General features: G+C 60.0%; 21 protein-coding genes. 12 read left to right on the top strand and 9 right to left on the bottom strand.

From position 1 onward, the window contains the following. Positions 1 to 136: 136 nt before the first annotated feature. Positions 137 to 1,336, top strand: a complete 1,200-nt coding sequence (locus QMK58_RS27515) for a retropepsin-like aspartic protease (protein ID WP_320395667.1) — start codon at positions 137 to 139, stop codon at positions 1,334 to 1,336. A gap of 765 nt (positions 1,337 to 2,101) precedes the next feature. Here the strand turns inward: QMK58_RS27515 and gbcA are convergent. Continuing rightward, the gene (gene gbcA, locus QMK58_RS27510) at positions 2,102 to 3,397 is read right to left on the bottom strand and encodes a glycine-betaine demethylase subunit GbcA (protein ID WP_053163079.1); all 1,296 of its coding nucleotides are present in this window, start codon (positions 3,395 to 3,397) and stop codon (positions 2,102 to 2,104) included. Between the two features lie 283 nt (positions 3,398 to 3,680). On the opposite strand from gbcA, the gene gbcB reads away from it, so the two are divergent. After that, complete coding sequence (gene gbcB / locus QMK58_RS27505; RefSeq protein WP_053163077.1) at positions 3,681 to 4,781, top strand: glycine-betaine demethylase subunit GbcB; 1,101 nt, start codon at positions 3,681 to 3,683, stop codon at positions 4,779 to 4,781. A gap of 129 nt (positions 4,782 to 4,910) precedes the next feature. Here gbcB and QMK58_RS27500 read toward each other — a convergent pair whose 3' ends face one another. Together QMK58_RS27500 and QMK58_RS27495 are read right to left on the bottom strand one after the other, a co-directional pair. After that, entirely contained in the window at positions 4,911 to 5,735 is an 825-nt protein-coding gene (locus tag QMK58_RS27500; protein WP_053163075.1) for an SDR family oxidoreductase, read from the bottom strand. A gap of 178 nt (positions 5,736 to 5,913) precedes the next feature. Then, the gene (locus tag QMK58_RS27495) at positions 5,914 to 6,954 is read right to left on the bottom strand and encodes a low specificity L-threonine aldolase (protein WP_053163074.1); all 1,041 of its coding nucleotides are present in this window, start codon (positions 6,952 to 6,954) and stop codon (positions 5,914 to 5,916) included. Between the two features lie 131 nt (positions 6,955 to 7,085). On the opposite strand from QMK58_RS27495, the gene QMK58_RS27490 reads away from it, so the two are divergent. The 9 genes from QMK58_RS27490 (at position 7,086) to QMK58_RS27450 (ending at position 17,907) form a co-directional block, all read left to right on the top strand. Continuing rightward, complete coding sequence (locus QMK58_RS27490) at positions 7,086 to 7,814, top strand: TraX family protein (RefSeq protein ID WP_256220759.1); 729 nt, start codon at positions 7,086 to 7,088, stop codon at positions 7,812 to 7,814. 283 nt (positions 7,815 to 8,097) lie between these two features. Continuing rightward, positions 8,098 to 9,351 carry a serine hydroxymethyltransferase gene (gene glyA, locus QMK58_RS27485; RefSeq protein ID WP_053163070.1) on the top strand — a complete coding sequence of 418 codons (1,254 nt, stop codon included), beginning with the start codon at positions 8,098 to 8,100 and terminating at the stop codon, positions 9,349 to 9,351. 23 nt (positions 9,352 to 9,374) lie between these two features. Next, the gene (locus QMK58_RS27480; RefSeq protein WP_007980419.1) at positions 9,375 to 10,625 is read left to right on the top strand and encodes a sarcosine oxidase subunit beta; all 1,251 of its coding nucleotides are present in this window, start codon (positions 9,375 to 9,377) and stop codon (positions 10,623 to 10,625) included. Positions 10,626 to 10,639: 14 nt separating this feature from the next. Beyond that, a complete protein-coding gene (locus QMK58_RS27475; protein ID WP_053163068.1) occupies positions 10,640 to 10,969 on the top strand; it encodes a sarcosine oxidase subunit delta in 330 nt (109 codons plus the stop codon). Then, a complete protein-coding gene (locus QMK58_RS27470) occupies positions 10,966 to 13,983 on the top strand; it encodes a sarcosine oxidase subunit alpha (protein ID WP_053163066.1) in 3,018 nt (1,005 codons plus the stop codon). Before QMK58_RS27475 ends, QMK58_RS27470 begins: the two co-directional genes overlap by 4 nt. Positions 13,984 to 14,125: 142 nt before the next feature. Next, positions 14,126 to 14,758: a sarcosine oxidase subunit gamma gene (locus tag QMK58_RS27465; protein WP_053163064.1), complete on the top strand. Its 633-nt coding sequence runs from the start codon at positions 14,126 to 14,128 to the stop codon at positions 14,756 to 14,758. 133 nt (positions 14,759 to 14,891) lie between these two features. Then, positions 14,892 to 15,749 (top strand): formyltetrahydrofolate deformylase, encoded by an 858-nt coding sequence (gene purU, locus QMK58_RS27460; protein WP_053163062.1) that lies wholly within the window; start codon positions 14,892 to 14,894, stop codon positions 15,747 to 15,749. A 222-nt stretch (positions 15,750 to 15,971) separates the two neighbouring features. Then, positions 15,972 to 17,171 carry a formaldehyde dehydrogenase, glutathione-independent gene (gene fdhA / locus QMK58_RS27455; protein WP_053163059.1) on the top strand — a complete coding sequence of 400 codons (1,200 nt, stop codon included), beginning with the start codon at positions 15,972 to 15,974 and terminating at the stop codon, positions 17,169 to 17,171. A 169-nt stretch (positions 17,172 to 17,340) separates the two neighbouring features. After that, positions 17,341 to 17,907, top strand: a complete 567-nt coding sequence (locus tag QMK58_RS27450) for a DUF2780 domain-containing protein (RefSeq protein WP_320395666.1) — start codon at positions 17,341 to 17,343, stop codon at positions 17,905 to 17,907. 1 nt (position 17,908) lies between these two features. On the opposite strand, the gene QMK58_RS27445 is transcribed toward QMK58_RS27450, so the two are convergent. Next, a complete protein-coding gene (locus QMK58_RS27445) occupies positions 17,909 to 18,796 on the bottom strand; it encodes an acyltransferase (RefSeq protein WP_320395665.1) in 888 nt (295 codons plus the stop codon). Positions 18,797 to 18,961: 165 nt separating this feature from the next. On the opposite strand from QMK58_RS27445, the gene QMK58_RS27440 reads away from it, so the two are divergent. Beyond that, positions 18,962 to 19,468, top strand: coding sequence for an ATP-dependent zinc protease (locus tag QMK58_RS27440; protein WP_320395664.1), 507 nt, complete (start codon positions 18,962 to 18,964; stop codon positions 19,466 to 19,468). A gap of 33 nt (positions 19,469 to 19,501) precedes the next feature. Here QMK58_RS27440 and QMK58_RS27435 read toward each other — a convergent pair whose 3' ends face one another. The 5 genes from QMK58_RS27435 to QMK58_RS27415 all read right to left on the bottom strand — a co-directional run bounded on the left by QMK58_RS27435 (position 19,502) and on the right by QMK58_RS27415 (position 25,673). Continuing rightward, complete coding sequence (locus tag QMK58_RS27435; RefSeq protein ID WP_053163055.1) at positions 19,502 to 20,131, bottom strand: glutathione S-transferase family protein; 630 nt, start codon at positions 20,129 to 20,131, stop codon at positions 19,502 to 19,504. 173 nt (positions 20,132 to 20,304) lie between these two features. Beyond that, on the bottom strand, positions 20,305 to 21,603 hold the full coding sequence (locus QMK58_RS27430; RefSeq protein ID WP_053163053.1) for an MFS transporter: 1,299 nt from the start codon (positions 21,601 to 21,603) through the stop codon (positions 20,305 to 20,307). Positions 21,604 to 21,858: 255 nt separating this feature from the next. Further along, on the bottom strand, positions 21,859 to 22,038 hold the full coding sequence (locus tag QMK58_RS27425; RefSeq protein ID WP_053163051.1) for a hypothetical protein: 180 nt from the start codon (positions 22,036 to 22,038) through the stop codon (positions 21,859 to 21,861). Beyond that, positions 22,035 to 23,165, bottom strand: a complete 1,131-nt coding sequence (locus QMK58_RS27420; RefSeq protein WP_320395663.1) for a PepSY-associated TM helix domain-containing protein — start codon at positions 23,163 to 23,165, stop codon at positions 22,035 to 22,037. Before QMK58_RS27420 ends, QMK58_RS27425 begins: the two co-directional genes overlap by 4 nt. Positions 23,166 to 23,237: 72 nt before the next feature. Continuing rightward, positions 23,238 to 25,673 (bottom strand): TonB-dependent siderophore receptor, encoded by a 2,436-nt coding sequence (locus QMK58_RS27415; RefSeq protein ID WP_053163049.1) that lies wholly within the window; start codon positions 25,671 to 25,673, stop codon positions 23,238 to 23,240. Between the last annotated feature and the right edge of the window lie 164 nt (positions 25,674 to 25,837).

The raw sequence follows: 25,837 nt of genomic DNA, 5'->3' as shown, positions 1-25,837 counted from the left end.
ACAGAATATTGCGTCGCACCGAGCTGCCCGGTGAACTAAAGTTTTCCCATGCGCTGCTTAAAGGGCAATACGAGGTCGGGAGCTTTCAGACGTTCAGCGCTGACCCATAAAACCGGTTTTTATGATTGGCCTGAATATGAAGACTTTCGCTCTTCTGGCGCTCTTTGCATCGGCTCTGTGGCTCACCACGGGCGCCATATCTGCCGCCCCGACAAAGGCCCCCGTGGTTGAACCGGATTTTTATCAGTGGCTTGAGACCGAACAGGGGCGCAACGCCTCTTTGGCGCAATTGAGGCAACAGTGCGACGCGGTGCTGGATGCCACGAAGAATCTCAGTTGTTCAGTGACGGTCTTCGCCAGAATGCTCGAAGCCAAAGCCGCCAACCAGCTCCCTGAATACTATCTGGCGATCAAGGACAAACACGCGCGGGCGATTGAGGCTAACCCCGATCTGAAACCGTTGTTCTCCACGTTTGGCAGCGAATCGCTGGCAATGCTGGCTTCCACCGGCAGTTTCTCGGTCAATGGTTTAGCGCGGCATGAAGTACTGCCGCTCCATCCGTATGCCGACGACTTTTACATTGCTGATCAAGTGCTGCCATTTATTGAGGTCGGCGCGGCCAACGGTGTCTCGGCGCGTTTTGTACTGGACACGGGCGCACCACAAACCCGGGTCAACATCGCCACAGCGAAACAGATGGGCATCCGGTTGTTGCCCGATGCTCATTATCGCTACAACACGTTTTATGGCGAAAAGGGCCTTGCTGCGAGGCTGGGAATCCTCGGCTCACTCCGGGTCGGCAGCCGCGAATTCAGGAACGTCCTGGTCTTTGTCAGCGACCGGGAGAATCTGTTGGGGCTGGATCTGCTCAGCAAGCTGGGACGCCTGAAGATCACCCAACGAGCGCTGGAGCTCAATCCGCCGTCCGCCAGGCGTTGTGATGCGCCAATTGCCTACAGCCGCCTGGATCTCAATCAACGGCTGGTGGTTGCCGCACAACTGGATCGCCGGGCAACGCTGGCAATCATAGATACGGGAAATGTCGACTACCTGACGGCCGGATCGCCCGGCAGGCAAGAAAGCGTTGTGCAGGCGCTGACACCGGGAAGCTCAAGCTCCGGCGACAACTATCACTTCCAGCGCTTCGATGGCTTATTGGCCCTGCAAGGTGAGAGCATGGCAGTCACCTACAAATACTACCCCGGCTTTACCATCCCTCCGTCGCTGATGGATGGGCGTTACGTGCCGTCGATATTGCTCGGATGGCGCGCCTTCAAAGACTTTGAATTGAACCTGGATTTGACGTCAGGCCGTTCATGCCTCAATAAAGTCTGAACCACCTCGGCATTTACCCACAATCCCTGTTGGTGGTTCTGTGGATAACGTGTTCGCCACTCGCTGCACCCCATACCAATCAAGCCCTACAAGGCGTCGTTCAAAAAACAACCAGCCACAGCCTTGATTTTTCCAAGCTTTTTCAAGGGGATAAGTGCTGACGGTGATGCAGAGTTGCCCCCAATCTCTGTTGGCGGTTCTGTGGATAAGATGTTCGCTCAGTGCTACAGCCCTTGCAGGACGTAACGTTCATGGCTTTGATCAAATATTGATCATGTCGACGTTTTTTGCCCCTGAACACCGTGAAACCCTCTGTTTTTCACGGTTTGCAGGGGTTTTCCACAGGCGTGCTGAAGTTGTACCCAAAGTCTGTTGGCGATTCTGTGGATAAGGTGTTCGCTATAGTCTGTGAGCCACGTGATACGTGACTTTCAATGGTTTGGTTGAAAAATGATCAGGCGCATTTGAAAAGCCTGGTTCTGGATAAGTCACGGATTTTCTTTGGTTTTTGTGGAGAAAGTTTTCAACATTTCCACAGTTGTCCCCATTTGCTGTGGGTGGAGATGTGGATAACTTGTTTGCGGAAGGCTGAGAGGCGCGGTCTGTATAGCGCGGAAGGGAATAGGTCATATTTCGTACAGTTCTAAACCCCTTTAGGAGCAAGCGTGCTCGCGATGGACGCCAACGATAACGCTGGCAACCTGACACCCCGCGGCGTTCTCAGGTCCATCGCGAGCAGGCTCGCTCCTACAGGGGGCAGTGGCATCAGCCTTGGACGGGTACGCCTTTGAGATACGGCGCAGGCTCGGCCCCCAGGTTGCTCAGCAGGCGTTCGCTGTACCAGTCCACAAAGTTCACCACACCAAACTCGTAGGTCTTGGAGTAAGGCCCTGGCTGGTAAGCCGTGGAGTTGATCCCACGCTGGTTCTCTTCGGCCAGGCGACGGTCCTGGTCGTTGGTGGCGTCCCAGACCTGGCGCATGCGGTCCACGTCATAATCCACGCCCTCGACCGCGTCCTTGTGCACGATCCACTTGGTGGTGACCATGGTTTCCTGGGCGCTGATCGGCCACACGGTGAACACGATGATGTGGTCGCCCATGCAGTGGTTCCAGGAGTGCGGCAAGTGCAGGATGCGCATCGAGCCCAGGTCCGGGTTCTTGATGCGGCCCATGAGTTTGGCGCAGCCCTGTTTGCCGTCCAGGGTCATCGACACGGTGCCCTTGAGCAGCGGCATGCGCACGATGCGGTTACGCAGGCCGAAGCTCGCGTGGGCGTATGGGATCTTCTCGGCGTCCCAGGCCGCGGCGGAGGCGGCGACGTGGTCCTTGAAGGCCTGGTCGGCGCGTGGATCGGTGACGTCGTCCCATTCCAGCAGGGTTTTCAACAGTTCCGGGTGCGACGCGTTGCAGTGGTAGCACTCGCGGTTGTTTTCCAGCACCAGTTTCCAGTTGGCCTTTTCCATCAAGGTGGTGGTGATTGCCACCTTGGTGTTTTCCATGTCGTACGGTTCCATGTAATGGCTGAGCGTCGACAGGAAGTCATCGATGGCCGGCGGGTTCTCCGCCAGGCTGATGAAGATGTAGCCGCCGGCGGTTTTCACGTTCACCGGTTTGAGGCCGTACTGCTTCATGTCGAAGTCGGCACCCATCTCGGTGCCGGCGAACAGCAGGCGGCCGTCGAGTTCGTAGGTCCACTGGTGGTAGTGGCAGACCAGTTTGGCGACCTTTCCCTTTTCGCTGGTGCACAGGCGCGAGCCACGGTGGCGGCAGACGTTATGGAACGCATGCACCACACCCTCGGCGCCACGGATCACGATGATCGGGTTCTTGCCGACCTGCAGGGTCAGGTAGTTGCCCTTGGTAGGGATTTCGCAGGTCATGCCGGCGATCAACCACTCTTTCTGAAAGATTTCCTGCATGTCGATATCAAACAGGCGCTCGTCAGAGTAGAACGGCTGCGGCAGCGAGAACGTGCGCTCGCGCTCTTGCAGCATCTGCGCAGTGGCCTTGCGTGCGGGTTCCAGCGGATCGCCCAGGCTCAGGGTAGTAGTGACGTCCATCGATTCAGTCCTCATGGCCATTCTGTGTGGCCGGCGAAATGTGGCTACGGTTGTGCGACGCAAGACAAAAAACAGCAGTTCTCTGTTGAAGCGAGTGTGGGGCCGGCGCAGGCCAGAACCTTATCCATGGGCGACATGATGCAATCTGTTCCCGACGCGCAACCCCCGGTCGTTGGGGGCTGGTCGCGATAAGCATGTCAATGTCGCAGATAGGTAAACGGGTGGTTCGCGCTATACGCAGAATCGCCAACATGAAGGCCGACAGTCGGCCGTGGAGATCAGCATGTCCAACACCTTCCTGAACCCGGTAACCACCCAGACCTGGGCCAATGGTCGACACATCGTCCGTTGCGTCAAAGTCATCCAGGAAACCTGGGACGTGCGCACCTTCTGCTTTATGGCCGACCAGCCGATCATGTTCTTTTTCAAGCCGGGGCAGTTCGTCACCCTGGAGCTGGAAATCGAAGGCGAGCCGATCATGCGCTCGTACACCATTTCCAGCTCGCCGTCGGTACCCTACAGCTTTTCGGTGACCATCAAGCGTGTGCCCGGCGGTCGGGTTTCCAACTGGTTGCACGATACCCTGCACGAAGGCCAGGAGCTGGCGGTACACGGCCCGGTCGGGCTGTTCAATGCCATGGATTTCCCGAGCCCGAAAGTGCTGTACCTCAGCGGCGGCGTCGGGATCACGCCGTGCATGTCCATGGCACGCTGGTTCTACGACACCAACGCCAACGTCGACATGACGTTTATCCACAGCGCCCGCTCGCCGAAAGACATCATCTATCACCGCGAGCTGGAGCACATGGCGTCGCGGATCGACAACTTCAGCCTGCACCTGATCTGCGAGAAACACGGCCTGGGCGAGCCTTGGGCCGGTTATCGCGGCTACCTGAACCACAAGATGCTGGAACTGATGGTTCCGGACTTTCTCGAGCGTGAAGTCTTCTGCTGCGGCCCGACGCCGTACATGCACGCGGTCAAGCGCCTGCTGGAAAACGCCGGCTACGACATGAAGCGTTACCACGAGGAATCCTTCGGTGCGACACCACCGGAGGCGCGTGCCGATGCAGTGGAGCAAGCCGAACAAGCGGCCGATGCGCCGGAAGTCGATGCGGCTGATCTGCATCAGGTGGAGTTCACCGCGTCCGGCAAGAGCATTCGCGTGGCGCCGGGCGAGACCGTGCATGCGGCGGCGGCCAAGGTCGGTCTATTGATCCCTAAAGCTTGCGGCATGGGAATCTGTGGGACCTGCAAGGTGCTCAAGCTCGGCGGCGAGGTAGAGATGGAGCACAACGGCGGGATCACCGAGGAAGACGAAGCCGAAGGGTACATTCTGTCGTGCTGCAGCGTGCCGAAGGGGGATGTGCGCATCGAGTTCTGACGGTCACGCAATAACCCCTGTAGGAGCGAGCCTGCTCGCGATGAACCTGAGAACGCCGCGGGGTGTCAGGTTGCCAGCGTTATCGTTGACGTCCATCGCGAGCAGGCTCGCTCCTGCAGGGGAGGGTGTTTAGTCGATAAACAAGTCTGTCATGAGTTTGTCGCTACTGTCCGGCGCGAAGCGGTAGTGGTCGAACTCGGTCACACCGCTTTCCCGCAGAATCTCCTCATCGATCAGCAAACGCCCGGTCAGGCTGCGTCCGCTGCTGCTCAGAATGACGTGGGCCGCATCCGCCATGATCGCCGGCGTGCGCGCATGCTTGAACGACTCCCGCGACCCCAGCTGAAACTCAATGGCGGCGGTGGCAATCATCGTCTGTGGCCACAGGGAGTTGACGCTGATGCCGTAGTTCTTGAATTCCTCGCTCATGCCCAGCGTCAGCATGCTCATGCCGTACTTGGTGACGGTGTACGGGCTGTATTGGGCGAACCATTTGGTCGCAAGGTTCAGCGGTGGGGACAGGTTGAGGATGTGGCCGTTGGACTTCTTCAGATACGGCAGGCCCGCTTGACTGCACAGCAACACCGCACGGGTGTTGATCTGGTGCATCAGGTCGAAGCGCTTGAGTTCGAGGTGTTGAACGCCGGTCAGCTTGATTGCGCCAGCGTTGTTGATCAGTGCGTCGATGCCGCCAAAGTGTTCGTTGGCCTGGGCCAGCGCTTCGCGCACGGCGTCTTCTTCACGCACGTCCACTTGCAAGGCCAGTGCTTTACCGCCAGCGGCTTCGACTTCCTGGGCCACGCTGAAAATCGTCCCCGGCAGCTTGGCGTGGGGTTCGGCGCTTTTTGCAGCGATCACGATGTTGGCGCCATCGCGTGCGGCGCGCAGCGCGATCTCGCGGCCGATGCCCCGGCTGGCGCCGGTGATGAACAGGGTTTTGCCTTGCAATGACATGCGTACGCTCCTGATTATTGTTATGTGAGCGGAGTGGCTCGACAAACAATGTAGACGAAGTCTTCAGGTGCGAAGGTTTCCTGTAGGAGCTGCCGAAGGCTGCGATCTTTTGATCCTGATCTTGAGCATCGAAAGATCGCAGCCTCGTTTCACTCGACAGCTCCTACAGGGGCAGGTGTCAGAGGGACATGACTTCGCGGATGTCGCGGGCCAGCTCACGCACCCGCTCTTCCTCGGTATCCCACGAGCACATGAAGCGTGCGCCGCCGTTGCCGATGAAGGTGTAGAAACGCCAGCCCTTGGCGGTCAGCGCAGCGATGGCCGGTTCCGACAGTTGCAGGAACACGCCGTTGGCCTGCACCGGGAACATCAGCTCAACCCCAGGAATATCGCTGACCAGTTCGGCCAGCAGTTGCGCGCAATGGTTGGCGTGGTTGGCGTATTTGAGCCAGGCGCCGTTTTCCAGGATCCCGACCCACGGCGCCGACAGGAAGCGCATCTTCGATGCCAGTTGTCCGGCCTGTTTGCAGCGATAGTCAAAGTCTTCCGCGAGTTTGTGGTTGAAGAACAGAATCGCCTCGCCCACCGCCATGCCGTTTTTCGTGCCGCCGAAGCACAACACGTCGACACCAGCCTTCCAGGTCAGGTCAGCCGGCGAGCAGCCGAGGAAGGCGCAGGCGTTGGAGAAGCGTGCGCCGTCCATGTGCAGGTTCAGGCCCAGTTCCTTGCAGGTGGCGCTGATGGCGCGGATTTCGTCCGGGGTGTAGACGCTGCCGACTTCGGTGGCCTGGGTCAGGGTCACGACACGCGGTTTCGGGTAGTGGATGTCCTGGCGCTTGAGCGCGACTTCGCGAATCGAGTCCGGGGTCAGCTTGCCGTTTTCAGTGCGGGCGATCAGCAGTTTGGAGCCGTTGGAAAAGAATTCCGGCGCGCCGCATTCGTCGGTTTCGACGTGGGCGGTTTCCGAGCAGATCACGCTGTGGTAACTCTGGCACAGCGACGACAGGGCCAGCGAGTTGGCAGCGGTGCCGTTGAAGGCGAAGAACACTTCGCAATCGGTTTCGAACAGTTTGCGGAAACCGTCGGATGCGCGGGCGGTCCATTCGTCGTCGCCGTAAGCGCGTTGATGGCCATGGTTGGCCTGCTCCATGGCAGCCCAGGCTTCAGGGCAAATGCCGGAATAGTTGTCGCTGGCGAATTGTTGGCTCTTATCGGTCATGGCCTGCTTCCGTGGTCGGGACGCCTATGGTGAAGCGTTCCGTGGTCAATGAGGGTGCGCACGTTGCCCAAGATCGTCAGGCGCGCGCACGGGATGTCGCTGTCGGGAAAATACACAATCGAAGGACGATTATGCACGTGACTATGCACTTAAGGCAGCGCGACGGGGCACTGGATCTGCTCAAGTGGTTGGCGCTTTTGAGCATGGTTCTCGATCACCTGCGATACGTCGGCTTTTCCGCCGATCTGTTGTATGTGCCGGGGCGGTTGGCGTTTCCATGGTTTTGCCTGGCGATGGCCGCGAATCTGGCGCGGGTGCGAGAAACGACGACGGGTGGTCAATGGCGCTATCTGGGCTGGTTGATTCTGTTCAGCGCAGCAAGCGAAATCCCCTATCGGATGTTCATTGCAGATCACGATACCTTGAACGTCATGCCAACATTGGCCCTCGGCCTGCTGGTGGCGCGGGGCTGGCAGCAACCGACCTTGCAATCGCGCCTGCTGGCGGCCGGGGCCTTGCTGTTGGCGGTGTTCTTTTCCCCGCGCGTGATGTTTGGTTTCTTCGGCGTTTTATTGCCGCTGGTGTTGTTGTGGGTGATCCATCGTCCCTGGTACTTCGCGCTGATGGCGGGGCTGGTCTGCCTGGCGTGCAATCAATGGCAGGTGCTGTATTACTCCGTTCGATTGGGCAATGGCGTGGCGATGGCGGCGGTCGCCACTTGTCTGATTGCGCCATGGCTGGGTCTGTTCCTGTTGCGACACGCGAAGGACGTAAAAGCACCGCCGATGCGCCGTTGGGCGTATGCGTTGTATCCCGCGCATTTCCTGCTGTTGCTGGCACTACGTCAGGCCATCGCATGACCCTGCAGGAGCTGGCTTGCCAGCGATTGCGGCGGGCCTGCCGATATCAATGCCGGATGTGCTGCCCCATCGCTGGCAAGCCAGCTCCTACAAGGGATCTGCGTTGAATTGATGGTTGTGTTCGGCCAGCCATTTCTTGCCATGTCGTAAACGCACCTTTGCGTGGCGCCCGTAGGCATTTGATCTCTCCAAGCCAGTCATACCATCGCTACCAAAGGGCACTGCCGAAACGCCGGTGCCTTACCGAGACGAATGGCGCACTGATGCCGCTGGGAGAGACGCGATGTTCAGCAAGCAAGACCAGATCCAGGGTTACGACGATGCACTGCTGGCGGCGATGAATGCCGAGGAGCAACGTCAGGAAGATCACATCGAGCTGATCGCGTCGGAGAACTACACCAGCAAGCGCGTGATGCAAGCGCAAGGCAGCGGCCTGACCAACAAGTACGCCGAAGGCTATCCGGGCAAGCGCTACTACGGTGGCTGCGAGCACGTCGACAAGGTCGAAGCCCTGGCCATCGAGCGCGCCAAGCAACTGTTCGGCGCCGATTACGCCAACGTCCAGCCGCACTCCGGTTCTTCGGCCAACAGCGCCGTGTATCTGGCCTTGCTGCAAGCCGGCGACACCATTCTGGGCATGAGCCTGGCCCACGGTGGTCACCTGACCCACGGCGCCAAAGTGTCGTCCTCGGGCAAGTTGTACAACGCCGTGCAGTACGGCATCGACACCAAGACCGGCCTGATCGATTACGACGAAGTTGAGCGCCTGGCCGTCGAGTGCAAGCCGAAGATGATCGTTGCCGGTTTCTCGGCTTATTCCAAGACTCTCGACTTCCCGCGTTTCCGCCAGATTGCGGATAAAGTCGGTGCGCTGCTGTTCGTCGACATGGCCCACGTGGCCGGTCTGGTCGCCGCCGGTCTGTACCCGAACCCGCTGCCCTACGCCGATGTGGTCACCACCACCACCCACAAGACCCTGCGCGGTCCACGTGGCGGCCTGATCCTGTGCAAGTCCAACGAAGAGATCGAGAAGAAGCTCAACGCCGCAGTGTTTCCAGGTGCCCAGGGCGGCCCGCTGATGCATGTCATCGCCGGTAAAGCCGTGTGCTTCAAGGAAGCGCTGGAGCCTGGCTTCAAGACCTACCAGCAACAAGTGATCGACAACGCCCAGGCCATGGCCGGCGTGTTTATCAAACGCGGCTACGATGTAGTGTCCGGCGGCACCGACAACCACCTGTTCCTGGTCAGCCTGATCCGTCAGGGCCTCACCGGCAAAGAGGCGGACGCAGCACTCGGTCGCGCCCACATCACCGTGAACAAGAACGCTGTCCCGAACGATCCACAGTCGCCGTTCGTGACCTCCGGCCTGCGCATCGGCACCCCGGCGGTGACCACTCGCGGCTTCAAGGTTGCCCAGTGTGTGGAACTGGCCGGCTGGATCTGCGACATCCTCGACAACCTCGGCGACGCCGATGTCGAGGCCAATGTTGCCCAGCAAGTGTCGGCACTGTGCGCGGACTTCCCGGTTTATCGCTGAGCGCGGTTTTGGAGTAAATGACTATGCAACGCTACTCAGGTTTCGGCCTCTTCAAACACTCCCTCAGCCACCATGAAAACTGGCAACGCATGTGGCGCACGCCGACCCCGAAGAAAGTCTACGACGTGGTCATCGTCGGCGGTGGCGGGCATGGTCTCGCCACGGCCTACTACCTGGCCAAGGAGCACGGCATCACCAACGTGGCCGTGGTCGAAAAGGGCTGGCTGGGCGGCGGTAACACTGCGCGCAATACCACCATCGTACGTTCCAATTACCTGTGGGACGAGTCGGCGCACCTGTACGAACACGCGATGAAACTGTGGGAAGGCCTGTCCCAGGACCTGAACTACAACGTGATGTTCTCCCAGCGCGGCGTCTACAACCTGTGCCACACCCTGCAGGACATCCGTGATTCCGAGCGTCGGGTCAGCGCCAATCGTCTCAATGGCGTGGACGGTGAACTGCTCGATGCCAAGCAGGTTGCCGACGAGATTCCGTACCTCGACTGCTCCAAGAACACCCGCTACCCGGTGATGGGCGCCACCGTACAGCGTCGCGGCGGCGTGGCTCGTCACGATGCCGTGGCGTGGGGCTTTGCCCGTGCCGCCGACGCCCTCGGCGTGGACCTGATCCAGCAGACCGAAGTGATCGGCTTCCGCAAGGAAAACGGCGTGTGCATCGGCGTGGAAACCAACAAGGGCTTCATCGGCGCCAAGCGCGTCGGTGTGGTCACCGCCGGTAACTCCGGACACATGGCCAAGCTCGCCGGTTTCCGCCTGCCGATCGAATCCCACCCGCTGCAAGCGCTGGTGTCCGAGCCGATCAAGCCGATTATCGACAGCGTGATCATGTCCAACGCCGTGCACGGCTACATCAGCCAGTCCGACAAGGGCGACCTGGTGATCGGCGCCGGTATCGACGGCTACAACGGCTACGGCCAGCGGGGTTCGTACCCGGTGATCGAGCACACCATCCAGGCCATCGTCGAGATGTTCCCGGTGCTGTCCCGCGTACGCATGAACCGCCAGTGGGGCGGCATCGTCGACACCACGCCTGACGCCTGCCCGATCATTTCGAAAACCCCGGTGCCGAACATGTTCTTCAACTGCGGTTGGGGAACCGGTGGCTTCAAGGCCACACCTGGCTCGGGCAACGTATTTGCCGCGAGTCTGGCCAAGGGCGAAATGCACCCATTGGCCGCACCTTTCTCCATCGACCGTTTCCACAACGGTGCGTTGATCGATGAACACGGCGCTGCTGCGGTTGCCCACTAACAGGAGAAATCCCCATGTTGCATATCTTCTGTCCTCACTGCGGCGAACTGCGCTCCGAAGAGGAATTCCACGCTTCCGGCCAGGCGCACATCCCGCGCCCACTGGACCCAGGCTCCTGCACCGACGAGGAGTGGGGCGACTACATGTTCTTCCGCGATAACCCGCGCGGTCTGCACCACGAGCTGTGGGATCACGTCGCCGGTTGCCGCCAGTACTTCAACGTCACCCGCGACACCGTGACCTACGAGATTCTCGAAACCTACAAGATCGGCACCAAGCCACAATTCACCGACAAGACCGATAGCCCGAAAGCGGCCAGCACGGCTCTGGGAGAGAAGGTATGAGCCAGATCAATCGCCTGTCCAACGGCGGACGGATCGACCGCAACAAAGTCCTGACCTTCACCTTCAACGGCCAGAGCTACAAAGGCTTTGAAGGCGACTCGCTGGCCGCCGCCCTGATCGCCAACGGCGTCGATATCATCGGTCGCAGCTTCAAGTATTCCCGTCCGCGCGGCATCTTCGCTGCCGGTGCCGAAGAGCCGAACGCGGTGCTGCAGATCGGCGCCACCGAAGCCACGCAGATTCCGAACGTGCGCGCCACGCAACAGGCGTTGTATCAGGGCCTGGTCGCCACCAGCACCAACGGCTGGCCGAGCGTGAACAACGACATGATGGGGATTCTCGGCAAGGTCGGCGGCAAGCTGATGCCACCGGGTTTCTACTACAAAACTTTCATGTACCCGCAATCGTTCTGGATGACTTACGAGAAGTACATCCGCAAGGCTGCCGGTCTTGGCCGCTCGCCGACCGAGAACGATCCGGACACCTACGACTACATGAACCAGCACTGCGACGTGCTGATCGTGGGTGGTGGCCCGGCGGGTCTGGCCGCTGCTTTGGCGGCTGCACGCAGTGGTGCTCGCGTGATTCTCGCCGATGAACAGGAAGAGTTCGGCGGCAGCCTGCTCGACTCCCGCGAAAGCCTCGACGGCAAGCCTGCAATGGAGTGGGTGGCCGGTGTCATCGACGAACTGAAGAACACCCCGGACGTGCTGCTGTTGCCACGCGCCACGGTCAACGGCTACCACGACCACAACTTCCTGACCATTCACGAGCGCCTGACCGATCACCTCGGCGACCGTGCACCGATTGGCCAGGTGCGTCAGCGTATTCACCGGGTCCGCGCCACTCGCGTAGTGCTGGCGACCGGCGCTCACGAGCGTCCATTGGTCTACGGCAACAACGACGTGCCGGGCAACATGCTCGCCGGCGCCATCTCGACCTACGTGCGCCGCTACGGCGTGGCACCGGGCAAAAAACTGGTGCTGTCGACCAACAACGACCACGCCTACCGCGTTGCCCTGGATTGGCTCGATGCCAGCCTGCAAGTGGTGGCCATCGCCGACGCCCGCAGCAACCCGCGTGGTGCGCTGGTGGAGGAGGCTCGCGCTAAAGGCATCCGCATCCTCACCGGCAGCGCCGTGATCGAGGCCCGTGGCAGCAAGCACGTGACCGCTGCCCGCGTTGCCGCGATCGATGTGAAGGGACACAAAGTCACCAGCCCGGGCGAATGGCTCGACTGCGACATCGTCGCCAGTTCCGGCGGCTACAGCCCGGTGGTTCACCTGGCTTCGCACTTGGGCGGCAAGCCGATCTGGCGCGAAGACATCCTCGGTTTCGTACCGGGCGAAGCACCGCAGAAACGCGTGTGTGTCGGTGGCATCAACGGGGTCTATGGTCTCGGCGATTCTTTGGCTGACGGTTTTGAAGGGGGCGCCCGCGCCGCCGCAGAAGCCGGGTTCCAGACCGTCGAAGGCCTGTTGCCAAAAGCCCTGAGCCGTCTTGAAGAGCCGACGCTGGCGCTGTTCCAGGTGCCACATGAAAAGAACACCGCACGGGCGCCGAAGCAATTCGTCGACCTGCAAAACGACGTCACCGCCGCCGCCATCGAACTGGCGACGCGCGAGGGTTTCGAGTCGGTCGAGCACGTCAAGCGCTACACCGCCCTGGGCTTCGGCACCGATCAGGGCAAGCTCGGCAACGTCAACGGCCTGGCCATCGCTGCCCGCTCGCTGAACGTGACCATCCCGCAGATGGGCACCACCATGTTCCGCCCGAACTACACGCCGGTGACGTTCGGCGCCGTGGCCGGTCGTCACTGTGGGCACATCTTCGAGCCGGTGCGTTACACCGCACTGCATCAATGGCACCTGAAAAACGGCGCCGAGTTTGAAGACGTCGGCCAGTGGAAACGTCCTTGGTACTTCCCGAAATCCGGTGAAGACCTGCACGCCGCCGTCAAGCGCGAATGCAAAGCCGTGCGCGACAGCGTCGGCCTGCTGGACGCTTCGACCCTGGGCAAGATCGACATCCAGGGCCCGGATGCGCGTGAGTTCCTCAACCGCGTCTACACCAACGCCTGGACCAAGCTCGATGTGGGCAAGGCCCGTTACGGCCTGATGTGCAAAGAAGACGGCATGGTCTTCGACGACGGCGTGACGGCTTGCCTGGCGGACAACCATTTCGTCATGACCACCACCACTGGCGGCGCGGCTCGCGTACTTCAGTGGCTGGAGCTGTACCACCAGACCGAATGGCCGGACATGAAGGTGTACTTCACCTCCGTCACCGACCACTGGGCGACCATGACCCTGTCCGGGCCGAACAGCCGCAAGCTGCTCGCTGAAGTCACCGACATCGACCTGAGCAGCGAAGCGTTCCCGTTCATGACCTGGAAAGAAGGTCTGGTGGGTGGTGTGCCGGCGCGGGTATTCCGGATTTCGTTTACCGGTGAGCTGTCGTACGAAGTCAACGTGCAAGCCGACTATGCGATGGGTGTATTGGAGAAAATTGTTGATGCTGGCAAGAAGTACAACCTGACGCCATATGGCACCGAAACCATGCACGTGCTGCGGGCCGAGAAGGGCTTCATCATCGTCGGTCAGGACACTGACAGCTCGATGACCCCGGACGACCTGAACATGGGCTGGTGTGTCGGTCGCACCAAACCGTTCTCGTGGATCGGCTGGCGTGGCATGAACCGTGAAGACTGCGTGCGTGATCAGCGCAAGCAACTGGTGGGCCTGAAGCCAATCGATCCGAACAAATGGCTACCGGAAGGTGCGCAACTGGTGTTCAACACCAAGCAAGCCATCCCGATGACCATGGTCGGTCACGTGACCTCCAGTTACCTGCACAACTCCTTGGGCTATTCGTTCGCCATGGGCGTGGTCAAGGGCGGGTTGCAGCGGATGGGTGAGCGCGTGTTCGCACCGCTGGCCGACGGCAGCGTGATCGAGGCGGAAATCGTTTCTTCGGTGTTCTTCGATCCGAAAGGCGAACGCCAGAACGTGTGATTGCCGGATGTCCGTAGGAGCCGGCTTGCTGGCGATGAACGATAACGCGGTGCATCTGATACACCGCGTCGTTTGGATCGCCAGCAAGCCGGCTCCTACAGGAGGCAACCGCACCATCAACAGAATTCAGGAAAGGTGCTTTATGACCACAGCCAATGTTTATCAGCAACGCCCAACCACCGGGACCAAGGCCGAGTCGTCGCTGCATCATGCCGACCTCGCCAGTCTGGTGGGCAAGGGCCGAAAGAGTGCCGGCGTCATCGTTCGCGAGAAGAAACTCCTCGGCCACCTGACCCTCCGTGGCGATGGTCACGACGCAGCATTCGCCGCAGGCGTACACAAGGCCCTGGGCATCGAACTGCCGGGTGCGCTGAGCGTGATCGTCAAAGGCGAATCCAGCCTGCAATGGATGGGGCCGGATGAATGGCTGCTGATCGTGCCGAGTGGTGAAGAGTTCGCCGCCGAGCAAAAACTGCGCGCAGCACTGGGCGATCTGCACATTGCAATCGTCAACGTCAGCGGTGGCCAGCAGCTCCTCGAGCTGAGCGGCCCGAACGTGCGCCAGGTATTGATGAAGTCCACCAGCTACGACGTGCACCCGAATAACTTCCCGGTGGGCAAAGCCGTCGGCACGGTGTTCGCCAAGTCGCAACTGATGATCCGTCACACCGCCGAAGACACCTGGGAGCTGCTGATCCGCCGCAGCTTCTCGGATTACTGGTGGTTGTGGCTGCAGGATGCTTCTGCCGAGTATGGGCTAAGCGTTCAGGCTTGAGATTTATCGCCGGCAAGCCGGCTCCTGCAGGATTGATGTCGGTCTTGAGAGCGACGTGAACCCCTGTAGGAGCTGGCTTGCCAGCGATCAACCGCGCAGCGGTTGTCATTAAACGAACAGGAGTCACCGCACTATGAGCCGCGCCCCAGACACATGGATCCTGACTGCCGACTGCCCCAGCGTGCTCGGCACCGTGGACGCGGTGACGCGCTTTCTGTTCGAGCAGGGCTGCTACGTCACCGAACACCACTCCTTTGATGACCGGCTCTCGGGCCGTTTCTTCATTCGCGTGGAGTTTCGCCAACCTGATGGCTTCGACGAGCAGTCCTTCCGCGCAGGTCTCGCCGAGCGCGGTGAATCCTTCGGCATGATCTTCGAACTGACACCGCCGCATTACCGGCCGAAGGTGGTGATCATGGTCTCCAAGGCCGATCACTGCCTCAACGACTTGCTCTACCGCCAGCGCATCGGCCAATTGTCGATGGACGTGGCTGCCGTGGTCTCCAACCACCCGGACCTCAAGCCGCTGGCCGACTGGCACCAGATTCCGTACTACCACTTCCCGCTGGACCCGAACGACAAGCCCTCCCAGGAACGCCAGGTGTTGCAGGTGATCGAAGAGGCCGGGGCTGAGCTGGTGATCCTCGCCCGCTACATGCAGGTGCTGTCGCCGGAGCTGTGCCGCAAACTCGATGGCAAGGCGATCAATATCCACCACTCCCTGCTGCCCGGTTTCAAAGGTGCCAAGCCCTATCACCAGGCCTACAACAAGGGCGTGAAACTGGTGGGTGCGACGGCGCATTACATCAATAACGATCTCGATGAAGGGCCGATCATTGCTCAAGGCGTCGAGGTGGTGGATCACAGCCATTACCCGGAAGACCTGATCGCCAAGGGGCGGGATATTGAAGGCCTGACCCTGGCGCGGGCGGTTGGGTATCACATTGAACGACGAGTGTTTTTGAACGCCAATCGCACCGTTGTGCTTTAGATTTTTGGGGCCGCTTCGCAGCCCATCGCCAGCAAGCCGGCTCCTACAGGATTGAGGCCGGCATAAGATCTGGCTCGGCCGCGATCCCTTGTAGGAGCCGGCTTGCTGGCGATGAGGCTCGCACGAACAACACAAAACACACAGGCAACACCCAGAGCAATCAACGCGGCGCCGATCCCTGGCGACGCGACCGCTACATAAAAACAACAGCGAGGTGAAAGCATGTCTGGCAATCGTGGTGTGGTGTATCTCGGCGCTGGCAAGGTCGAAGTGCAGAAAATCGACTATCCGAAAATGCAGGACCCGCGCGGCAGGAAGATTAACCACGCCGTCATCCTGCGTGTGGTTTCCACCAATATCTGTGGTTCCGACCAGCACATGGTGCGCGGCCGTACCACGGCGCAAACCGGCCTGGTGCTGGGACATGAGATCACCGGTGAAGTGATCGAGAAGGGCAGCGACGTCGAGAACCTGCAGATCGGCGATCTGGTGTCCGTGCCGTTCAACGTGGCTTGCGGGCGCTGCCGTTCCTGCAAGGAAATGCACACCGGCGTCTGCCTGAGCGTCAACCCGGCGCGCCCCGGTGGTGCTTATGGTTACGTCGACATGGGCGACTGGACCGGTGGTCAGGCCGAATACGCCTTGGTGCCGTACGCCGACTTCAACTTGCTCAAACTCCCGGATCGCGACCGGGCCATGGAGAAAATTCGCGACCTGACCTGCCTCTCCGACATCCTGCCGACCGGTTACCACGGTGCCGTGACCGCTGGTGTTGGCCCGGGCAGTACCGTTTACATTGCTGGTGCCGGTCCGGTCGGCCTGGCGGCGGCTGCTTCGGCCCGTCTGTTGGGCGCGGCAGTGGTGATCATCGGCGACGTCAACACCGTGCGCCTGGCTCACGCCAAGGCCCAGGGTTTTGAAATCGCTGACCTGTCCCTCGACACCCCGCTGCACGAACAAATCGCCGCGCTGCTCGGTGAACCGGAAGTGGATTGCGCCGTCGACGCCGTAGGTTTCGAAGCCCGTGGCCACGGCCATGATGGCGTCAAACACGAAGCCCCGGCTACCGTGCTCAACTCACTGATGGGCGTGGTGCGTGTCGCTGGCAAGATCGGCATCCCCGGCCTCTACGTCACCGAAGACCCGGGCGCTGTCGACGCTGCGGCAAAAATGGGCAGCCTGAGCATCCGCTTCGGCCTCGGCTGGGCCAAATCCCACAGCTTCCACACCGGCCAGACACCGGTGATGAAGTACAACCGCCAGTTGATGCAGGCGATCATGTGGGACCGCATCAACATCGCCGAAGTGGTGGGTGTGCAAGTCATCAGCCTGGATCAGGCGCCGGAAGGTTACGGCGAGTTCGATGCGGGTGTGCCGAAGAAGTTTGTGATCGATCCGCACAAGCTGTTCAGCGCGGCGTAAGTCTTCAGGCCAAACAAAACGGCGACCTTCGGGTCGCCGTTTTCGCTTGGATCGACTGACAAGGTAAAAATGCCTGAGTCGCACAGGAACATGCCGGTCGATGTCCGGTCAAACCGGCAGCTTTCCGTCCGTTCAACCGGACGGTTTACATGCACAAGAGGATGTCTGGATGAAGATTTCACGCGGTATTGCACTGGCTTCGCTGTTGGCCTTGTCCGCCAGCCCGGTCTTCGCACAGTTCAGCCTGAACGATGCGGCCAATGCCATTTCGGGCATGCAGGGCGGCAACGCGGCTACCGACGCGGCGCCCACTACGCAAACGGCAGATCTGCTGGGCGCGCTCACTCAATTGAACATCACCCCGCAGCAAGCCGTCGGCGGTGCCGGCGCGATGTTGGGGCTGGCGAAGAACCAGTTGAGCTCGACCGATTACTCGGAACTGGCCAAGAGTGTGCCGGGGATCGACAAGTTGTCAGGTGGCGGTGAGTTGGGTGCGCTGGCCGGGCTGCTCGGCTCCACCGGCAAAGCCGCCGGGTTGGACAACGCCCTGGGCAACGTCAAGGACACCAGTGACCTGAGCAACGCCTTCAGCGCCCTGGGCATGGACACCGGCATGATCGGCCAGTTTGCCCCGATACTCCTGCAATACCTCGGTCAGCAGGGTGTTGGTGGTTCGCTGCTGAGCAGCCTGGGCAGCATCTGGGGCACCGGCACCGGCACCGGCACCGGCACCTGATTCAGTTACGCTCGGCGCGCAAAGCGTCGATGCGCTGGTCCTTCTCGATCCAGAGCTGGTTGACCCAGTTCTGGATTTTCTCGCGAAACAGCGGGTCGTTCTCGTAATCGCCTTGGGACAACGACGGATCAAGTTCGCGGGTCTTGATGTCGATAATCACCCTTGGCACATTGCCGCAGATCAGATCCCGGAAACCCGGAATCGTTTGCTGCGGATAAACCACCGTCACATCCAGAATGGCGTCCAGCTGTTCACCCATGGCTGCCAGCACAAACGCCACGCCACCGGCCTTGGGTTTGAGCAAATGGCTGAACGGTGATTGTTGCTGGGCACGTTTGGTCGGCGTGAAGCGAGTGCCTTCCAGATAATTGACCACGGTGACCGGCTGACGCTTGAACAGCTCGCAGGCCTGTTTGGTGATTTCCAGATCCTTGCCCGCAAGTTCCGGATGCCTGGCCAGGAAGGCCTTGCTGTAGCGCTTCATGAACGGATAATCCAGCGCCCACCACGCCAGACCGAGGAAGGGCACCCAGATCAGTTCTTTCTTGAGGAAGAATTTGAAAAACGGCGTACGTCGGTTGAGCGTCTGGATCAGCGCCGGGATATCGACCCAGGATTGATGGTTGCTGATCACCAGGTAAGAAGTGTCGCGGCGCAGATCGTCACCGCCGCGAATGTCCCATTGGGTGGGGATGCACAGGCGGAAAATCAGCTTGTCGATTTCCGACCACGTCTCGGCGATCCACATGACCAACCTTGAGGCATAGTCGCGAAAGGGGCCCGGCAGGACCAGTTTGAACAGGGCAAACACCATCAGCGGACCGATCAGGACCAGCGTATTGAGCAATAGCAGCAAGGCGACGAAACAGCCGGTGAGCAGGCGGCGCATAAGTAACTCTTGAAATCATTTGGGCGCGACATGATAAGCAGCTTCGGACGGCAGGCCAAATCGGTGGTGACGAATGTTTCACTTCCCTGCCGCTAACCTTGTGGGAACGATCATGTGGACAACGGTCTAAAATCCCGCTGCTCACTTCTCATGGAAGCCCATTACGTGAAATCCCTCCTTGCACTGCTTTCCCTCATCGCCCTGCCGGTCATGGCCGCCGAGCCGACCCTTTACGGGCGCTACGAATACATCGCACTGCCGGAAATCGGCGGCGAAGTGCTCAAGGCCAAGATGGATACCGGCGCGCTGACCGCTTCGCTCTCGGCCAAAGACATCGAAACCTTCACCCGCGATGGCGAAGACTGGGTACGTTTCCGCCTCGCTACCAAAGATGCGAGCGACAAGGTCTACGAGCACAAAGTCGCGCGGATCAGCAAGATCAAGACCCGCTCCGAAGAGGACGAAGATGAAAGTGAAGTGATCGCACCCACCAAGCGCCCGGTGGTTGATCTGGAACTGTGCCTGGGTAACGTCAAACGCACAGTCGAGGTCAACCTGACTGACCGCAGCAGCTTCAACTACCCGTTGTTGATTGGCGCGAAGGCGCTGCGTGAGTTTGGTGCAGCGGTGAATCCGGCTCGTCGGTTTACCGCAGACAAGCCGGATTGCTGACCGATTGCTTTCGAGCAGACTGCAATGCTCGCTTCAAACCTTGGGCATTGTCGCGATCATCGAAGGCCGTTGGCTGACCTCGAAATACCACGCCGCCAGCTGCGGATTCGCCGTGCGCCAGTCCAGATCCGGGTGGCGCAGGTCCACGTAACCCAGCGCACAGGCCACGCTGATCGCGGCGACGTCGAAGTGGCTGGTCAGCTCGGCAATCGCGTCTTTTTCCAGCAAGGCCAAAGCGCGGCGGATCTTGTCGCGCTGGCCGTCGAGGTACGCGTCCCACTGTTTTTCCGGGGCGCGCAAGACGACTTCGTAACGCACCAGTACGGCGGCGTCCATGATTCCGTCGGCCAGAGAGGCCAGGGTCAGACGACGCCACCGTGCGGAGCCCTCACGGGGGATGAGCGGGTTGCCGACGTGTTGATGGTCGAGGTAGTCGAGGATCACCCGGCTGTCATGAATGATGTTGCCATCGGCCAGGCGCAGCGCGGGGATTTTGCTCAGCGGGTTGTCATTGATCAGCATCAGGTCCGGATCTACCGGCGTGAGCACGCAGTTCTGCAACGCCACGCGGTCCTGTTGACCGGTTTCATGCAGCATCACCATGACTTTACGGACGAAGGGGGAAAGGGTGTTGTGGTACAGGGTCATGCTCGGGGCGGACATGGCAGTGTCTCGATCGGTGGGCAGTGCCGGGCAGCATAGCGCGTTGGCTCGTTGGCTCAAATGTCGATCTCCTGTGGGAGCGAGCCTGCTCGCGATGGCGGCCTGACATTCAACAGCTATGTTGGCTGACAGACTGCTATCGCGAGCAGGCTCTTTCCCACAGGGATTGCGTTTTAGCTGGCGGCTTGCAGTGTCTGCCCGGCTTGTGGCCCTGAAACGGCTTGCGGCTTGAGTTCGCGAGCCACCGTCCAGACGATGAACGCCGCGACGATATCGAAAATCGCCAGCACCACGAACAGCGGGCTGTAGCCGATCCTGGTCACCATCACACCAAACACCAAGGTAAACGCAGCGGCGCCCAGGTAGCCGAACATGCCGCCCATGCCGGTGGCGGTGGCCACTTCGTTTTTGCCGAACGAGTCGGAGGTGATCGCGTACAACGCACCGGACAACGTCTGGTGAGCGAAGCCGCCGATGCACAGCAGCGCAATCGCCGTATAGGGGCTGGCGACCAGACCGATGCAGGCCGGGCCGATCATGCACGAGGCGCCGAACAGCAGGACCATTTTGCGCGAGGTGAACAACGACACATTGCAGTGCTTGTGGAAGAACGGGCTCAGGTAACCACCGAGTACGCAGCCCAGGTCGGCGGCCAGGAATGGTAGCCAGGCAAACATCGCGATCTCCTTGATGTTCATGTGTCGCTCGGTCATCAGGTACAACGGAATCCACGCATTGAAGGTCTGCCATGCCGGCTCGGAGAGCATGCGGGCGCTGGCGATGGCGTAAAAGTTGCGGCTGCCGATGATCTTTTTCCAGCTGCCTTTTTGCTTGGTGGTGTCTTTGAAGTGATCTTCCTGACCGCTGAGGATGTAATCGCGTTCTTCATCGCTCAGACGCTTTTGATCCCGTGGATGCTTGTAGAGGACCATCCACAGAAAGGTCCAGGCCACGCCCAGTCCGCCGACGATCAGGAACGCCAGTTCCCAGCCGCTGTTCAAAATCGCCCAGACCACCAGCGGTGGCGCCAGTACGGCACCAATCGAGGAGCCAATGTTGAACCAGCCGATGGCCACCGAACGTTCTTTGGCGGGAAACCATTCGGTGGAAGTCTTGACCGCTGCCGGCAAGCCCGCGGCTTCCGTCAAGCCGAGCAGGCCACGGACGAATGCCAGGCCCTGCCAACCCGTCGCCAGTGCAGCCAGCGCACAAGCGATCGACCAGGCAAAGGCGAAGATGGCGAAGCCCATTTTGGTGCCGATGGCATCGATGATGTAGCCGGCCACCGGTTGCATCAAGGCATAGCAGACCTGCCACGCGACAACGATGTGCGAGTACTGCTCGGTGGTGATGTTCATTTCGCTCATCAGGGTCGGTGCGGCCACTGAGAGGGTATTGCGAGCCAGGTAGTTGACCATCAGACCAGCCGTCACCAGGCCGACCATCCACCAGCGGATGCCTTTGACTTTCATCACGTCACCAATATTTTTTGGATTTATTTTTGGTTGCTGCGCTTGTTGTAGGTTGTCGTACAACGCGTGACTTTATAGAAGCGCAAGGGTGAAACTGTCAACAAATATGTCAGAGGATTTGCGAGGCAGGCTGACGAGCGGAAGAGGGCGTCATCGTATGACTTGGGAAAATTCCGAAGTGTAGGAGCTGCCGAAGGCTACGATCTATTGATCTTGAAAGGCAAAGATCGCAGCCTTCGGCAGCTCCTACAGGGATCAGCGGCGTTGCAGGAGGCCGCGCAGGCCGAGGATGGCCGGGATGCCGAGTCCCAACCAGCTCAACGCATCCCACACACCATCACCCAGCAACGCGGCAAACAAACCCGCCGCGCTGAACAGGGCGATGAGGGTGGGGGTGCCGAAGACCTTCCAGAAGTTTGACTGCCGGGGTTTCATGCCGCGCTCTCCGATTTTTCCAGCACGGGTTTCGCGGCCTTGCGTCGCACCACCCACAGGTAAACCCCGCTCCCGAGCACGATGATGGTCAGCACATCGAGGGTCGCCCAGAGGATCTGCATCGGCATGCCGCCATAGTCACCGAAGTGCAGCGGTTGTGACATGCCCATGACGTCCATGTACCACGGGCGTTCGACCACCGCGGTGACCTGCAGGGTGCTGGCATCGATCAGTACGGGCGTCAGCAGGTGCGAGGTCAGGTGTGTGCTGCCCTTCATGAACACTGCGTAATGGTGCTCACTGGAAAAGCGCGTGCCTGGGAAGGCGATAAAGTCCGGCTGCATGCCCGGTGCGACTTCCTCGGCGATGTCGAGCAAGCGGGTGGCGGGCGCCAGTTGCGTGAGCGGCGGAGCATCGCGATAAGGCGCGATCATCGCGGTCAGCGAGTCGTTGCGCCAGGCGGCAATCAGCAAGTCCGCGCAGGCGCTGACAACGCCGGTCACACCGACAACCAGCGCCCAGGTCAGCGTCACGACGCCGATCAGGTTATGCAGGTCGAGCCAGCGCAGGCGGGTGGATTTGTCCTGCCTCACGGTGGCGAATTTCAAGCGACGCATGAACGGCAGGTACAGCACCGTGCCGGAGACAATCGCCACCACGAACAGAATCCCCATGAACGCCAACAGCAACTTGCCCGGCAACCCGGCGAACATGTCCACGTGCAGGCGCAACATCACCATCATGAAGCCACCATTGGCCGAAGGCATCTCCAGGGCTTCACCGGTACGGGTGTCGAGCATGAAGGTGTGGGACGAATTCGGCTCGGTGCCGGCCGTGGGCGCCATGATCGCAATCGCGGCGTTGGGTTCGTCCTCTTCATAACCGAAGTACTGCACGACTTCGCCGGGACGATGCTTTTGCGCGGCCTGCACCAGTTGCTGCAGGTTCAACTGCGGCGTGTCCGCCGGCATGACCTTCAACTCGGCGGCATCGCCCAACAAGTGGTCGATCTCGTGGTGGAAGATCAACGGCAGACCGGTCAGTGCCAGCATCAGCAGGAACGCGGTGCAAATCAGGCTGGTCCAGGTATGTACAGCGGACCAGCGGCGAATTGTTTTACTTTTCATTTCATAGCCTTCAGAAAAACCAAAGCCGTCCACGAAGGACGGCCTGGTCGTTGGGCGTGTCAGGTCAAGCGGTTACCACTTGTAGTCGAGGCTGGCCATCACGTTGCGACGGTCGCCGTAGTAGCAGTAGAAACCGTCACAGGTCGAAATGTATTCCTTGTCGAATACGTTGTTGGCATTGACGCTGACACTGACGCCCTTGAGTACGTTGTCCAGGCGACCCAGGTCGTAATGGACGGCCGCATCATAGACGGTATAGGAATCGCTGTGGCCATCGGATGGATCGCGTACGAAAGCCATGCTGCCAATGGCGATGTTGTCGGTTTCGCCGACATAGCGCACGCCGAAGCCGATTCCGAAGCCATCCAGAACACCGGTATGCCACGTGTAGTCAGCCCATGCAGCGGCCTGGTTTTCCGGGGTCAGTGGCAGCGGGCGGTTTTTGTCCAGTGGATCGGTGACTTTGGTCATCTTGCTGTTGGCGTAGGTGTACGAGGCGGTCAGGTTCAAGTTCTCGTTGACGTTACCGGTCGCTTCCAGCTCGAAACCACGTACTTTCGCTTCACCCAGTGGGCGAGATACGCCCAGGGTGTCGCTCAGTACGATGTCCTTGCGGGTCAGGTCATAGGCGGCAGCTGTGAACAGCATGTCGGTGCCCGGAGGCTGGTACTTGATACCGACTTCGTATTGCTTGCCGGTTCCCGGACGGAATGCTTCGCCATTGGCGCCACCGGCTTCTGCCTGGAAGGATTCGGCATAGGAGACGTAAGGCGTGAAGCCGGAGTCGAACACATAGCTCAGGGCCGCGTTGCCGCTGAAGTTGGTGTCGTCGCGGGTGTCCTTGGCATTGTTCATGTTGTAGAACGTCGAATCGGTGTGTAGCCAGTCCTGACGACCGCCCAGGGTCAGGCGCCAGTTGTCGAGGGCCATCTGGTCCTGAACGTAGAGGCCAGTGTCATGGGTCTTCTGGTTGTAATCGTTGAACGCGTTGAAGGGGACGTTACTGAAGTCCTGACCGTAAATCGGGTTGTTGATGTTGCTGGTTGGCGCGCTGCCAAACAGCCATTTGTAATTGGTGTTGACGCGTTGGTGGTCCAGGCCCAGCAATACCGTGTGCTTGATTATGCCGGTGTCGAAATCAGCCTGGAAATTGTTATCCACAGCAAACTGACTGAGGTCTTCGTCGACAACGTTGGCACCACGAGACAGTGTGCCGTCGTCTGCAACCGAACCGTAGAAACCGCCCGAAGTGATGCTCTGGAAGGACAGGTCGCTTTTGGTGTAGCGCAGGTTCTGCCGGAACTGCCAAACGTCGTTCATCCGGTGCTCAAAGGCATAACCCAAGGCGTAATAGGTCTTGTCGTAGAATTCCCATTCTGGATCGCCGAGATTCTTGTGGAACTTCACTTCACCGGCGGGCGTGGACAGCTTGGTGCCTTGTAGCGGCAGGAACTGGCTGGTGGTGCCGGTATCGTCACGGTTGTACTGGCTGAGGAACGTCAACGTGGTGTCGGGATCGATGTTCCAGGTCAGGCTGGGAGCGATGTTGTAGCGCTTGTCGTCAATGTGCTCGATGGTGGTGTTGCTATCGCGTACCACACCGCTGACACGATACAAAAAACGCCCTTCGTCATCGACCGGACCGGTGCTGTCGAAGCTGATCTGCTTGCGCTCGTAGCTGCCGACCTGCAATTGCACTTCATGGCTGGCCAATGCATCAGGGCGCCGACTGACCATGTCGACCAGACCGCCTGGTGGTGTCTGGCCGTACAGCGAAGAGGCAGGGCCACGCAGCAGCGCTACGCGTTCAAGATCCCAGGTCTCCATCTTCGGCATGGTGTAAGTGCCCTTTGGCAGCGGCAAGCCATCGAGGAACTGGGTGGGTTCAAATCCACGAACCTTCAGCCACTCGGCACGGCTATCGCTGCCGTAGCTGCTGGCGATCACACCGGGCATGTAACGTACGGCGTCATCCAGATTCTGTACGGCACGGTCCTGCATCTGTTCACGGGTGGCGACAGAGATCGAACGCGGTACTTCAGCCAGCGCGGTATCGGTCTTGGTACCGGCAGCGGTGCGCTTGGCCAGGTAGCCTTGTGCCGGGCCCCAGGCACTTTCGGAGTCTTCCACGCCAATCACGCTGGTCGCCGGCAGCGCCATCACACCTTCAGGCACAGCCACCAGGCTGTAAGTGCCAGCGCTGCTTTGCTCCAGTTGCAGCCCGGTGCCACGCAGGGCTTCGCGCAGGGCGCCCGCCGCGTCGAACTGGCCTTTGACCGGGGCCGAGGTCTTGCCCGCCGCCAGCGACGGATTCAACGACAGCGCCAGGCCGGCCTGGCTGGCAATCTGGTTGAGGGTGCTGGCCAGCGGGGCGGCCGGCAGGTTGTAGGCGCGAACGCTGGATGCCTGTTCAGCGGCGATCAGTTGGCTGCTGGCCAAAGGGGTGCAAAGGGCAATGGCTACCGCCAGCAAACTGGGGCGCAACAAGGTGTCTAGCGAACGGGACATACAGCGGCTCCTGAAAGGGAATACTTCTCAATTGCCTAGGTGCCGAATGAAAATCGAAAAGTGATAGGGCTGGATGAAAATAATTTAGATTCAGTAAACGGTTTTTGGTTTGTGGTCAGGCTGATGGCCCTATCGCTAGCAGGCTAGCTCCCACAATGGACCTT

It is taken from the genome of Pseudomonas sp. P8_241 (assembly GCF_034008315.1).
Classification (GTDB): domain Bacteria; phylum Pseudomonadota; class Gammaproteobacteria; order Pseudomonadales; family Pseudomonadaceae; genus Aquipseudomonas.
The sequence above is the reverse complement of the archived record's forward strand: the minus strand, read 5'-3'. Positions and strand labels throughout refer to the sequence as shown.